General features: G+C 66.9%; 11 protein-coding genes. 7 read left to right on the top strand and 4 right to left on the bottom strand.

What is annotated here, in order from left to right; genetic code table 11:
* Positions 1-28: 28 nt before the first annotated feature.
* Genes lpxB through tilS form a run of 5 tightly spaced genes read left to right on the top strand, consistent with a single transcriptional unit; the run spans position 29 to position 7,571 of the window.
* Positions 29-1,174 carry a lipid-A-disaccharide synthase gene (gene lpxB / locus IPM80_21395; protein ID MBK8960903.1) on the top strand — a complete coding sequence of 382 codons (1,146 nt, stop codon included), beginning with the start codon at positions 29-31 and terminating at the stop codon, positions 1,172-1,174.
* Positions 1,171-1,764, top strand: coding sequence for a ribonuclease HII (gene rnhB / locus IPM80_21390; GenBank protein ID MBK8960902.1), 594 nt, complete (start codon positions 1,171-1,173; stop codon positions 1,762-1,764). Before lpxB ends, rnhB begins: the two co-directional genes overlap by 4 nt.
* The gene (gene dnaE / locus IPM80_21385) at positions 1,761-5,228 is read left to right on the top strand and encodes a DNA polymerase III subunit alpha (GenBank protein ID MBK8960901.1); all 3,468 of its coding nucleotides are present in this window, start codon (positions 1,761-1,763) and stop codon (positions 5,226-5,228) included. The genes rnhB and dnaE overlap by 4 nt, the downstream gene beginning before the upstream one ends.
* 11 nt (positions 5,229-5,239) lie before the next feature.
* Positions 5,240-6,229, top strand: a complete 990-nt coding sequence (locus IPM80_21380; protein MBK8960900.1) for an acetyl-CoA carboxylase carboxyltransferase subunit alpha — start codon at positions 5,240-5,242, stop codon at positions 6,227-6,229.
* The gene (tilS, locus tag IPM80_21375; GenBank protein ID MBK8960899.1) at positions 6,210-7,571 is read left to right on the top strand and encodes a tRNA lysidine(34) synthetase TilS; all 1,362 of its coding nucleotides are present in this window, start codon (positions 6,210-6,212) and stop codon (positions 7,569-7,571) included. Before IPM80_21380 ends, tilS begins: the two co-directional genes overlap by 20 nt.
* 303 nt (positions 7,572-7,874) lie before the next feature.
* On the opposite strand, the gene IPM80_21370 is transcribed toward tilS, so the two are convergent.
* The 4 genes from IPM80_21370 to IPM80_21355 form a co-directional block, all read right to left on the bottom strand.
* Entirely contained in the window at positions 7,875-9,356 is a 1,482-nt protein-coding gene (locus IPM80_21370; GenBank protein ID MBK8960898.1) for an FHA domain-containing protein, read from the bottom strand.
* 47 nt (positions 9,357-9,403) lie between these two features.
* Positions 9,404-9,976, bottom strand: a complete 573-nt coding sequence (locus IPM80_21365) for a hypothetical protein (protein MBK8960897.1) — start codon at positions 9,974-9,976, stop codon at positions 9,404-9,406.
* Between the two features lie 117 nt (positions 9,977-10,093).
* Entirely contained in the window at positions 10,094-10,564 is a 471-nt protein-coding gene (locus IPM80_21360) for a DUF302 domain-containing protein (GenBank protein MBK8960896.1), read from the bottom strand.
* Between the two features lie 7 nt (positions 10,565-10,571).
* Positions 10,572-11,108: a L,D-transpeptidase gene (locus IPM80_21355; protein MBK8960895.1), complete on the bottom strand. Its 537-nt coding sequence runs from the start codon at positions 11,106-11,108 to the stop codon at positions 10,572-10,574.
* 235 nt (positions 11,109-11,343) lie between these two features.
* On the opposite strand from IPM80_21355, the gene IPM80_21350 reads away from it, so the two are divergent.
* Positions 11,344-11,883, top strand: a complete 540-nt coding sequence (locus tag IPM80_21350; protein MBK8960894.1) for a cytochrome b — start codon at positions 11,344-11,346, stop codon at positions 11,881-11,883.
* Between the two features lie 206 nt (positions 11,884-12,089).
* Positions 12,090-13,544, top strand: coding sequence for a hypothetical protein (locus IPM80_21345; protein MBK8960893.1), 1,455 nt, complete (start codon positions 12,090-12,092; stop codon positions 13,542-13,544).
* The last annotated feature ends 5 nt before the right edge of the window (positions 13,545-13,549 follow it).

Below are 13,549 nucleotides of genomic sequence, written 5' to 3'. Positions count from 1 at the left end.
CGCGGCGCCGCTGAAGCGGGTGGCGCGCGTGGCCTCTCCCCTGGTTGCCATCGTCGCCGGCGAAGCGTCGGGCGACGCGCTGGGCGGCGCCTTGATTCACGCCCTGCGCGCGCGGGCGCCCGAGGCGCGCTTCATCGGCATGGCCGGGCCGGCGATGCTCGAGGCCGGCTGCGAGGCGCTGGCGCATATCGATGAGCTGTCGGTGATGGGACTCGCGGAAGTGCTGCGCGCTTATCCGCGTCTGCGCCGCCTGCGCGATGCGCTGGGCCGTCGCCTGCTGGATGCGCGTCCCGATGTGTTCGTCGGCATCGATGTCCCGGATTTCAATCTCGGCCTCGCGCGACGCATGAAGCGCGCCGGTATCGCCACTGTGCACTACGTGTGCCCGCAGGCCTGGGCCTGGCGCCCCGGGCGCGCGCGCCATCTCGGCGCATCGGTCGATCGACTGCTGGCCTTGTTGCCTTTCGAGCCGGCCTTCTTCGCCGGCCACGGCGTGGACTGTCGTTTCGTCGGCCATCCGCTGGCCGATGCCTTGCCGCTCGCACCCGATCGCGACGCCGCGCGCGCGGCCTTGGGCATTGCCGCCGGCACGCCGCTGTTGGCGCTGCTGCCCGGCAGTCGTGGCCAGGAGATCCAGCGCCTGGCGCCGGTGTTCGCCGCGGGCGCGGCAGCGCTGCTCGAGCGTCGTGGCCCGTGTGCGGTGGTCGCCTGCGCGGCCCATGCCGGCCAGGTGCACGCCATGCGCGGCGCCATCGCCGCCGCCGCGCCGGGCCTCGCGGTCGAAATCCTGCACGGTCGTGCACGACAGCTGCTGAGCGCCGCCGACGTGGCACTGGTGGCGTCCGGCACCGCCACCCTCGAAGCCCTGCTGTGCCATGCGCCGATGGTGGTGGGATACCGTCTCGCACCGCTCTCCTACCATATAATCCGCCGCATGATTTCCATTCAGCGCATCGCTCTGCCCAACATCCTCGCCGACGAGGAACTGGTGCCGGAACTCATCCAGGATGACTTGACGCCCGCCGCGATTGCCATGGCGCTGGCGTGCTGGCTGGACGACGCGCCGCGCCGCGAACGCTATGCCGCGCGCGCGCGTCAACTGCACGAGACGCTGCGCGTCGGCGCCGCACAACGTGCCGCCGACGCGGTGCTGGAATTGTGCGCGCCACGATGACCGACACGGGCGCAGTCTCGCCGCGCCTGGTGGCCGGCGTCGATGAAGCCGGGCGCGGGCCCTTGGCCGGTCCGGTGGTGGCGGCGGCGGTGATTCTCGGGCCGCGGGCCATCCAGGGGCTCGGCGATTCCAAGCAGAAGACCGAGCGCCAGCGCGACCGGTTGTTCGATGTCATCAGCGCAGAAGCGCTGGCCATCGGGGTCGGGCGCGCCGAGGTCGACGAGATCGATACCTTGAATATCTTTCGCGCCAGCCTGCTGGCCATGCAGCGCGCCGTCGAGTCGCTGGCCATCGCGCCGCACGAGGCGATGATCGATGGCCTCCACTGTCCGCCCCTGGCCTGCCCCAGCACCGCGGTGGTAGGCGGCGATGCCACGGTCGCCGCCATCAGCGCTGCGTCGATCATCGCCAAGGTCACCCGCGATCGCATCATGCTGGCGCTGCATCTCGATTACCCCGAGTACGGTTTCGCGCAGCACAAGGGCTATCCGACCGCCGCGCATGTCGCCGCGCTCGAGCGTTGTGGCGCGACGCCGGTGCACCGCGCGAGCTTCGCGCCGGTGCGCCGCGTACTGGAAATGCCGCGATGAGCCAGCCGCGCTTCGTGCACCTGCATGTGCACAGCGAGTATTCGATCGTCGACGGCCTGGTGCGCGTCGACGACCTGGCTGAGCGCTGCAAGGAACTCGGCATGCCGGCAGTGGCGCTGACCGATCAGAGCAACGTCTTCGCGCTGCCGAAGTTCTACCGCGCGGCGCAGGAAGCCGGCGTCAAGCCGATCATCGGCGTGGAAGCGTGGGTCACGCCGGCGAGCGGCGTCGCCGATCGTTTTCGCATGGTGTTCCTGTGTCAGAACCGCGCCGGTTATCGCAACCTGAGCCAGCTGCTGACCATGGCCTACCGCTTCGGCCAGCACGGCGGCATCGCCGGCATCGAGGAGAGCTGGTTGCACGCCGATGCGCTGCGCGGCGTGATTGCGCTGTCCGGCGGCCCGGCGGGGGATCTCGGCAAGCTTGCCAACGAGGGCAAGCTCGATCAGATCAAGCATCGCATCGCCTACTGGCGCGGGCTGCTCGGTGATCGTTACTACATCGAGATCATGCGCACCGGCCGCGAGCGCGAAGAGCGCTATACCGACGCCGTGCTCGAATGCGCCGCCGCCACCGACACGCCGGTGGTGGCGAGCAACGACGTGCGCTTCCTGAACAGCGAGGAATTCGCCGCGCACGAGGCCCGGGTGTGCATCCACCAGGGCCGCGCGCTCGCCGATCCACGCCGCCCGCACGACTACTCGCCGCAGCAGTATCTCAAGAGCGAAGAGGAGATGTGCGAGCTGTTCGCCGATCTGCCCGACGCGCTCGCCAATTCGGTCAACATCGCGGTGCGCTGCAACCTCGAGCTCGAGTTCGGCACCTATCACCTGCCCGAATACCCGGTAGGCGAGGGCATGAGCGTCGATGACCTGATGCGCGAGAAAAGCGCGCTGGGCCTGGAGCGACGCTTCGCCACGGGCGCGATTCGCGGCTCGCGTGACGATGCGGCGCGGCTCGAGACCTACCAGAAGCGTCTCGACACCGAAATCGAAGTCATCATCAAGATGGGCTTTTCGGGCTACTTTCTGATCGTGGCCGACTTCATCGAGTGGGCCAAGCAGCACGAGATCCCGGTCGGGCCGGGGCGCGGCTCGGGCGCCGGCTCGCTGGCCGCCTTCGCGCTCGGCATCACCGAACTCGACCCGCTCGAATACGACCTGCTGTTCGAGCGCTTCCTCAACCCCGAGCGCGTGTCGATGCCCGACTTCGACATCGATTTCTGCATGGACAGGCGCGACGAGGTCATCGACTACGTCGCGGCGCGCTACGGGCGCGACCAGGTGGCGCAGATCATCACCCATGGCACCATGGCGGCGAAGGCCGTGGTGCGTGACGTCGGGCGCGTGCTGGGCTTTCCCTACGGCTTCGTCGACCAGCTCGCCAAGCTCATTCCCTTCGACCCGCAGATGACGCTGGAGCGCGCGCTGAACGAAGAGCCGGCCTTGAAGCGTCGCCAGGAAGAAGAGGAGGACGTGCGCGCCATCATGACCCTGGCGCTGCAGCTCGAGGGCCTGACGCGCAACGCCGGCAAACACGCCGGCGGCCTGGTCATCGCTCCGACCCAGCTCACCGACTTCATGCCGCTCTACTGTGAACAGGGCAGTGAACAGCTCGTCACGCAATTCGACATGACCGACGTCGAGGCCATCGGCCTCGTCAAGTTCGACTTCCTCGGCTTGCGCACCCTCACCATCATCGATTGGGCGGTGCGCGACATCAATCGCCGCCGTGCCGAACTCGGCGAGGCGCCGGTCGACATCGACAAGATTCCGCTCGACGACGCGGTGACCTTCAAGCTCGTGCAGAACGCGCGCACCACGGCGGTGTTCCAGCTCGAATCGCGCGGCATGAAGGAACTCATCAAGCGTCTCAAGCCCGACCTGTTCGAAGACATGATCGCGCTGGTCGCGCTGTTCCGGCCGGGGCCGCTGCAGTCGGGCATGGTCGACGACTTCATCGAGCGCAAGCACGGTCGCCAGGCGCTGAAGTACGCGGTGCCCGAGCTCGAACCGATCCTGAAGCCGACCTATGGCGTGATCCTGTACCAGGAGCAGGTCATGCAGATCGCGCGGGTGCTGGCCAGCTACACGCTGGGCGGCGCGGATCTCCTGCGTCGTGCGATGGGCAAGAAGAAGCCCGAGGAGATGGCCAAGCAGCGCGAATTGTTCACTTCCGGCGCGCTCGCCAACGGCATCAAGGAAGAAGATGCGACCTACATCTTCGACCTCATGGAGAAATTCGCCGGCTACGGCTTCAACAAGTCGCATTCGGCGGCCTATGCCCTGGTGGCCTACCAGACCGCGTGGTTGAAAGCCCATTACCCCTCGGCCTTCATGGCGGCGGTGATGTCGGCCGACATGAACTCCACCGACAAGGTCGTCGGCCTCATCGACGAATGCCGTTCGCTGGGCCTGACCGTCGTACCGCCGGATATCAACGCCTGTGGATTCCGCTTCGGCGTGGCCGATGCCAAGACCATTCGCTACGGCCTCGGCGCGGTGAAGGGGGTCGGTGAAGCGGTAATCGCGGCGCTGGTCGAAGAGCGTGACGCGCACGGGCCCTACCGCGACCTGGTCGATCTGTGCCGGCGCAATTCCGACAAGCGCATCAACCGTCGCGCGCTGGAAGCGATGATCAAGGCCGGCGCCTTCGACTGCTTCGGCCATTCGCGCGCGGTGTTGATGGCGGCGCTCGACCAGGTGCTGCAGATCACCGACCAGCATCAGAAGGCGGCGGTGTCGGGACAATCGGATTTCTTCGGCCTCGCCACCGAGGCGGTCGATGAGGTGGCGCCGCTCAATGTCGACTACGCCACCGGCGTGCGCGAGTGGACCAAGGACGAGCTTTTGGCCTGCGAAAAGGAAACCCTGGGTCTCTACCTCAGCGGCCATCCCATCGATCGCTATCGCGAGGAACTGGCGGCGTTCGCGAGTTCATCGCTGTCGGAGCTCAAACCCGGCAAGCGCCGCGTCGCCGGGCTCATCATGGCGGTGCGCATCATCAAGACCCGCCGCGGTCGCATGGCCGTGATCTCGTTGGACGACCAGACCGCGCGCGTCGAAGTGACCGTCTACCGCGACGCCTTCGAGCGCAATCTCGACAAGCTGGTGACCGATTCCATCGTCATCATCGAAGGCGAATGCTCGGTCGACGAGTTCTCGGGCGACCATGCCGTGCAGGCCAGTGAGATCATGACCATCGACGAGGCGCGCAACCGCCTGGCGCGCGCGCTGGTACTGAACATGTGCGAGTCCGAACTCGGCCGCGATTTCGTGCACGAGTTGGAAAGCATGATCGCCGGCCATGCCAACGGCCGTTGCCCGATAGCCATAGAATACGCGCGCGCCGACAGCCGCGCCCGCCTCAAGCTTGGCGAGCAGTGGCGGGTCAATGTTTCCGAGGGCCTGCTGGACGGGCTCAAGCGCCACTTTGGAGCACAACATGTTCATCTCGAATACTGAGGGCCGCGGTCATGACTGAACGTCCCGCCGACGGCGGCCAGGTCAATTTCAATTTCCTCGACTTTGAACAGCCGATCGCGGAGCTCGAGGCCAAGATCGAGGAGCTCAGGCGCGTCGGCGACGACTCGGCGATCAATATCTCCGAGGAGATAGACCGACTGCGCAAGCGCTCGGAGGAACTGACCCGCCAGATCTTCTCGTCGCTCAATGCCTGGCAGATCTCCAAGCTCGCGCGCCATCCCAAGCGGCCCTACACGCTCGATTACGTGGCACGCATGTTCGAGGACGTGCAGGAACTGCATGGCGATCGCGCGTTCGCCGACGACCCGGCCATCGTCAGCGGCATCGCGCGCCTGAACGGTCGCGGCGTGGCCTTCATCGGTCACCAGAAGGGCCGCAACACCAAGGACAACCTGTTGCGCAACTTCGGCATGCCGCGCCCGGAAGGCTATCGCAAGGCCTTGCGCATCATGGACATGGCCGAGCGCTTCCGGCTGCCCATCGTCACCTTCATCGACACGCCGGGCGCCTATCCGGGCATCGATGCCGAGGAGCGCGGCCAGAGCGAAGCGATCGCGCGCAACCTCATGGTGATGTCGGGACTGCGTACGCCGATCGTGGTGGCGGTGATCGGCGAAGGCGGTTCGGGCGGCGCCCTCGCCATCGGCGTCGGCGATCGCATCCTCATGATGCAATACGCGACCTACGCGGTGATCTCGCCCGAGGGTTGCGCGTCCATCCTGTGGAAGAGCGCCGAACGCGCGGCTGATGCCGCCGAGGCCATGGGCATCACTTCCGCCAGCCTGCAAAAGCTCGGCCTCATCAACACCGTCATCGAAGAGCCACTGGGCGGCGCGCATCGCGACCCGGATCTCGCGGCGGCGCGTCTGAAGAGCGCCGTCCTGACGGCGCTCGAAGAGCCTTCGCTGCTGCGTCCCGAGGAACTGGTCACGCGCCGACGTGCGCGGTTCGCGGCGATGGGTGAATACACCGATCGCTGAGCAGCCGCCGAATCCCACGCGCGCGGCGGCGTTCGCCGCGCGTTGTCATGCGCGCCTCGCCGCGCTGCTGGCGGGCAATGCTGTCGAGCGCCTGCTGGTGGCCTACAGTGGCGGCCTCGATTCCACGGTGCTGCTGCACCTGCTGTGCGCTTGGCGCCAAGGTCGCGCGCTGGAACTGCTCGCCCACCATGTCGACCATGGCTTGCAGGACGGCAGCGCCGCGTGGGCAAGCCATTGCGCGCGCGTGGCGGCGCAGTGGGGCGTGGCCTATTCCCACGAGCGACTGGCGTCGACGCCGCCGGCCGGTGCGAGCGTCGAGGACTGGGCACGGCAGCGGCGTTACGCGAGCCTCGTGGCGCGTTGCGGTGAGCGCACCGCGCTGCTCACCGCCCATCACCAGGATGACCAGGTCGAGACCGTCATGCTGCACGCCCTGCGCGCATCCGGTCCCCACGGACTGGCCGGCATACGCGCGCAAGGGCGGCGGGGCGACACGCGGGTGTGGCGGCCCTTGCTCGGCGAGTCGCGCGCCGAATTACTCAATCACGCGCGCGTGCATGGTCTCGAATGGCTGGAAGATCCCAGCAACGAGGCGCCATGTTTCGCGCGCAATCGCCTGCGCCACGCGGTGATGCCGGTGCTGACGCGGGAATTTCCGCACGCGGCCGCGGCACTGGCCGAAGTGGCGCGCTTGCAGGGCGAAGTGGCGGAGGTGCTGGAGAGCGTCGCGGATCAATTGCTCGGCACGTCGGCAACGCTGCCGCTCGCCGTGTTGCGCTCCGGCGCCGAAGCCTTGCGTCCTTACCTCGTCAAGCGCTGGTTGCAGCGCCTCGGCGCGCCGCCGCCGGGGCGCGCGCAATTGCGGCACATGCTCAATGACATGCTGAGCGCGCGTGGCGACGGCATGCCGTGCACCGCGTGGTGCGGCGTCGCGGTGCGCCGCTACGACGATCGCTACTTTCTGACGGCGGACGTGCTGCCTGACCCCACGCAGGAAGAACAACGCTGGCTTCATCCCTTCCCGGACCTGGCGCTTGCCCACGGCGAACTCAGCGCCGCATCGTGCGTGGGCGCGGGCGCATCCGTCGCCCTGCTCGCTGCCGCGCCGCTGACGCTACGTTACCGCGCGGGCGGCGAACGCCTGCGCCCGCATGCGCGCGGCGCGCGGCGCGAACTCAAGCACCTGTTCCAGGAATGGCGCGTGCCGCCCTGGCAACGCGCACGCTGGCCCTTGCTCTACGTCGGTGAATACCTGGCGGTGGTGCCGGGCCACGCGGTGGCCGCGGAGTTTCGCGCCGGCCCTGACGAGCCGGGCGTGGCATTCCGGTGGCGGCCCCTGTAGGTGCGAATTCATTCGCACATTTGAGGGGATGCGGGCCGGCGAATGTCAGACTGAAGGAAGCTCTGAATAAGCGTAGCGAGCATGCTCGCGCGCTAGGAGCCGCGCAGCGAGCGACGAGACATATCAGATAGATAGGCGAGGAGCGAGCGAGCACGCGACACCGCGCCCGAGCAGCGCAGTAGCTTAATCAGAGTTTCCTGGAGTCTGACCCACGGGGAAGCTTCGTCATACACCTCTTGTTGTGGGTCAGACTTCAGTCTGACATCGCCATGTGCGAATGAATTCGCACCCACCGGGGAGGCTTCAGGTCGGCGTGCGTGTACGCACCATCACGGTCGCTTCCTGCGCCGCATGGCTTTCGTCGTGCAACGTGAAGCGCAGGCGCACGTCGCCGATGTCGACCACGTCGTTCTCGCGCAGCTGGATGGACTCGATGCGGGTGTCGTTGACGAACACGCCGTTCAGAGACTCGAGATCGTGCAGAGTGAGCACGCCCTGATCGTTGCAGCGCACTTCGGCATGCAGGCGCGACACCGAGTGATCGTCCAGCACCACGTCGCAGTTGCGGCCGCGCCCGATACGCCACGGCGTGGCGGTGATTGCGTGGCGCGTGTACGGCAGCTCCGCCAGCTGCAGCCACGCCAGCGGTCGTGCGCTGCCGTCCGCGCTGGCCGCCGGCGGGCGGCGCACGCGCCAGTACAGCACCAGCACCGCCAGCAGGATCATGGTCGACAGCGCCAGCAGGATGCCGAACCACGGCCACACGCGGCCGGCATTCAGATCGATGGGGTGCGGATTGGCGGGTATGGGCGCGGCGGGCAAGGGCGCCGGCGCGGCGGGTGAGAGGGGCGGCGCGACATCGCTCACGGGAGCAGGCGCGGCGCCCGCCGCGGCCTTCGGCAGAGTGGCCGGCGCCAGCACCAGGAAACTCTGGTCGCGCGTTTGAAACGCCAGCGACAAATCCAGCGCGCCGGCCGCGCCCGCCGCCACCAGCGGCGCGAGATCGAAATCCAGCGTACCGCCGGCGTCGAGCAAGCCCAGCACATGGGGCAACGCTTCGACCGGCAGTTTGAAATCGGGATGGTTGGCCTGCAGGTAATGGCCGCCGGTGTCGTCGCTCAGGCGTCGCAGGGTTTGCAAGGCCACCGATTGCGGCACCGAACGCGGATAGCCGATGGTATCGATGACGATGTCGTTGGCGCGCGCCATGCTCACCACGTCGTCGTGGTGATAGGCGAAATCCTCGGCCAGGCCGTCCGACAGCACCAGCAGCGCCTTGCGCGTGGCCTTGGATTTTTCCAGCACACGCAGGGCATCGCGCACATTGCGATAAAGCTCGGTGGTACGACCGTTGGCGATGAGACCGGCCGCCGCCTTGCGAATGTCGGCGGCGTCGGCGCCCAGCGGCGCGAGCAGGCGCAGGTCGGTATCGAAGGCGGCCAGACCCAGGCGGAAATGGGCCGGTGCGGCGGCGAGCAGGGCGTCGATATGGCCTATGGCGGCACGCAGCGCCGGTGCGCGCGCCGGGTCACTGGTATCGACCAGCACCAGCAGCGCGGTGGTGTCGCCATCGGCAGGATAGGCGGCGCCGAGACGCGCACTGACGGTGTGGTCCTGCCACTCGGCCACCACCGCCTGCAGTTGTCCGCCTTCCAGCAGGCGATACTGGCACCGCAGCTGGGTCGGTGTGTCCTGCGCGCAGCCTATGCTCATGTGCTCGGTCAGCGTCGACGCGGTCGCCGCCAGCGCCGGCCATAGCAGCCCCAGGCACACGAGCGCCAGCATGGGCGGTCGAAATGACCGGCGACCTTCCATGGCGCGCGGCGTCGGCATTATTTTTCCGGATACATCGGGTCCGGCAGGTCGTAGAACTCGATGATGGCGCTGGCCTGGCTGCCGGACACCGCATGCGCAGCCTTGCCGGCGGTGTCGACCTTCTTCTGCTCGCCATTGGCCGAACTCGAGGCGCGCGCGTTGGCGGCGTCCTTCTCGTCCTTCACTTCGCCGATCTGCGGCATGTTCTTGCGGATCTTGTTGGCGGCGTCTTCCACCTGCTGGTGCAGGGCCTGGGTGAAGGGCACGCGGTAGGCGCGTGGCTCACCACCGCGCGGGCCTTCCGCCATGTCGGTTGCCCACAGCACGATCTCGCCGGTGCGGCCGCTGGCCTTGTCGGGCTCCTGCACGTACACGGCGATGAGATTGAAGCGCTTGGGCAGACTCTGATCGGTGGGCCAGCCCAGCAGCGGCGGAATGGAATAGTAGGTGACGAGGTACAGCGCCGAGACCACCACGATGGCGAGCGCCTTGACCGTCCACGACCAGCGGGCATTGAGATTCAGTACCAGCAGCAACAGCGCGACCACCACGTAGGCCGCGACCAGGCCCGATGTTCCGAGTAATACCAAGCCGGCTCCCCTCAATGCGTTGTAATCATGACCCGCGTGGCCGTCGGCGCACTCGCTGCACCAGGCGGCGGCCGCGGCCGCCGGCCATCATAAACGATTCCGCCGCGCCGGCTGCCTTTACATGCCGACCGCGAACTCGACGATTTCGGTGAGCGTGGCGTTCATGCGCCGCGCGAAATCGTTGACGCGCGGATCGGGGCTGTTCAGCGGCAGCTTGATCAGACTGACAATGGTCCGCCCCTTGTCTTCGTGCACCGTCACCCGGCATGGCATGTGCGCGACGAAGCCGGGATCGAGCAGCAACACCTCCCGCGCCAGTTCCAGGCTGCAGAAGTGGATGACCTCGACGTTGGGGAAGTCCGTGTAGCCGCGCTCGCGCAGCCCCGCGCCTATGCTGTTGCGCCCGGTGATGCGGAAATTGTGGTCGGTGATCGCGAAGTTGAGTTCGAACACCACGTCGTCGAAGGGTTTGTCGACGGTGTAGCGCACCACGAGATCTTGCTCGGGGCTGACCTCGACCGGCGCGGCGTGCAGCGGCAGGGCGCAGCACAGCATCCACAGCAGCAGCCATGCCGCGCTCCGTCTCACACGAGAATCACTCGGAGATCACCACGCGGGTGCCGACCTCGATGAACTCGCGCAGTTCGTGCAAATCGTGGTTGCGCAGCGCGATGCAGCCCTGGGTCCAGTCGAGCTTGTTCTGGATGTGGACCTTCTCCGGCGTCTCCTCGCCGAGACCATGAATGCCGATCGCGCCGCCCAGTCGAGTGTTCTGCGGCGGCACCTGGTTGTGGCGCAGGGCGGTGACGATGCGATCGAACTCGCGGCGCGAAATGAGGCGGCTCTTCAAGCCGTAGAAGGCGTCCTTGACGTTCGGATAATTGAGGCGCAGGAAGGTGTCGAAAGCGGTGCTGTCGTTGACGCCGACGATGCGGTAGGTGCCGACCGGGGTCTTGTTGTCGCCGAGCTTGTGCTTGTCGCCGGGGCCGCCGCGGCCGAGTGCGATGGGAAAGGTCGCGCGCACGTGCTCGCCGTCCTTGACCAGCAACACGCGCTGCTTCTTCTTGACCTCGATGTCGTAGCTGGCGGCGAACAGGGGCGCACTGGCGACCAGCAGCGCCAGCATCGTCACGAGTCGAGACCATCGCTTGCGGCGTCGCGCCGCCGCGCGGCCGTCACGACAGGCGCGTTCGTCATCAACGCACGCGCCCGGGAAATTTTTCTTGTTCAAACTCACGTCACCGTACCCCAGAAACGGTTGCACGGCGGCGCAGGCCGCCGGGCCGCGTTGATTCTAATCCATGCGTGCAGGCCCATGCTACGCTAGCGCCACCTTCATCCACGCATTCCATCTGGCGCTTCCCGCAATGACGGACGCAGGTTCGGCACAGAAATACACCCGCGTCGCCATGCTCCTGCACTGGACGACGGTGCTGCTGGTGGGCTGCCTGTTCATGCTCGGCTGGTTCATGGTCGAACTGCCCAAGGGCCCGGCGCGCGGTTACTATTTTGCATTGCACAAGTCACTGGGGCTGTGTGCGTTCGTGCTGCTGTGGCTGCGTGTGGCCTGGCGTCTCGGTCATCGTCCGCCGCCGTTGCCGGACAGCATTCCTCGTTGGCAGGCCCATCTCGCGCGTGGCGTGCATGCGACGTTCTACGTGCTGCTGGTGATGCAGCCGCTGAGCGGGTACCTGTCATCGAGCTTCAGTGGTTACGCCACCAACTGGTTCGGTGTGCCGTTGCCGAGCTGGGGCTGGCGAGATGCGCCCCTCAATGAATTGTTCACCGAGTTGCACGTGCTGTGCTCGATCGCGCTGCTGGTGTTGATCGGCGTGCACGTGGTCGGCTTCCTGTCCCACCTGTTGACCGGCCAGTGGGACTTGAGTCGCCGCATGTGGCCGTGGTGAGCGCTGGCCCGAGAAAAAAAGGGGCTGCGCGCCCCTCGAAGGGTGATTGTCGGTGAAGGATTTCTGATGCGCGATGGCGGTCGTCGTCGGGCAGCCGACATGGCAGCCATCCCGGGCAGCATGTCGCGGGCCGGGTTTGCAAACCGTTAGCGGCGTGGCGACGCGCAGCCGTTTGTCGCTGCCCGGGCCCGCCCTATAATCCGGCCATGCCCGAGGCTCGCCCGCAGTCTTTGCGCCGCGTCCTGCTCGTACACGAGCTAGCCTTCCTTACCCTGGTCATCATCACCGGCGCGCTGGCGGCGGTGTGGGGTTACCTGTGGCAGCAGTCTTCGCTGGAGACCATACGGCTGCACGGCATGAGCCATACCGCCGAGGAGATCCGCTCGCTGGTATTCAAGCAGATGCACGAGGTGACGGCCGCCGCGCTGGATGAAAATCCCGCCACGCGCGAACTCGATACGCGCTATCTCAAGACCATCCAGGAGCTGTTCAACGAGCTCAGGCGGGCGTCGGCTCATCGCGCCGAGGACTATGCCGTGCAGGGCATGCAGACCGCCTTCAGCCTGTTGCAATCGAACCTGCGTGAAACGCTCGCCGATCCCTATGCCTTGAATCGCCTGGTGCGGGCCAGGCTGCTCGACCCGCAATTCGAGCGGCGTTTCGTCGCCGATTTCGAAACCGCGTTCGAAGGTTTCACCGGGCTGCTCGCGCAACAGATCGGCCGCCAGGACGCCAAGGTCCGCCAGCGGCTGGCCGTCGCGCCGTGGCTGCTGAGCGTGCCCGTGCTGTTGGGTGTGGGCCTTCTGGTGCTGACGCGTCGGCGTCTGACGCTGGGCTTCGTGCGGCCCATGCAGGCCGTGCTCGGCGGACTGCGCGAGGTGAGCCAGGGTGGCGCGCGCGAAGCGTTGCGTGACGAGGGCGTGCGTGAAGTGCAGGAACTCGCGCGCGGCATCAACCGCATGGCCGCGGAACTCGAGCAGAGCCAGCGCGCGCTCATCGACCAGGAACGTCAGGCCGCGCAGGGTGGCTTGATTCCCGTCATCGCCCACAACATCCGCAATCCGCTGGCCGCCATACGCGCCAACGCGCAGCTTCTGGACGGCTCGGAAAATCCGGCCGAACTCGCCGAGATCCGCGCCGCCATCATCGACACCGTCGATCGCCTGGGACGCTGGGTGACGGCCCTGGTGTCCTACCTGCACCCCTTGAAGCCGCGTCCGCAGGTACTCAAGGCCACCGAATTGTTGGTCGCCGTCGAGCGCCTGCTGAGCGCACGCATCACCGAGCAGGGGCTCTATTGCGAGCATGACGCCTGGGATGAAGAGGCGCGCATCGAAGCCGATCGCGATCTGATGGAACAAGCGCTGTACGGCCTCATGAACAACGCGCTCGAAGCCTCGCCCGCCGGTACGACGCTGCACCTGTCGGTGACCACGCACGACGGTGAAGTGCGCATCGCCATGCGCGACGCGGGCGGCGGCATTCCGTTTCAGCCCGTGCCCAGCGAATTGACGCCCGGCCCCAGCACCAAGCGCTTCGGCACCGGTCTCGGCATTCCCATCGCCTTCAAGATCTGCCACACCCATGGCTTCCGCCTCGACTTCAACGTCGAGCCGGGGCAGGGCACGGAGGTGGTCATACGCGCACCGGCAAGCGGCTAGAATGC

The organism is Pseudomonadota bacterium, assembly GCA_016719885.1.
In the GTDB taxonomy this organism is placed as follows: Bacteria; Pseudomonadota; Gammaproteobacteria.
The sequence above is the reverse complement of the archived record's forward strand: the minus strand, read 5'-3'. Positions and strand labels throughout refer to the sequence as shown.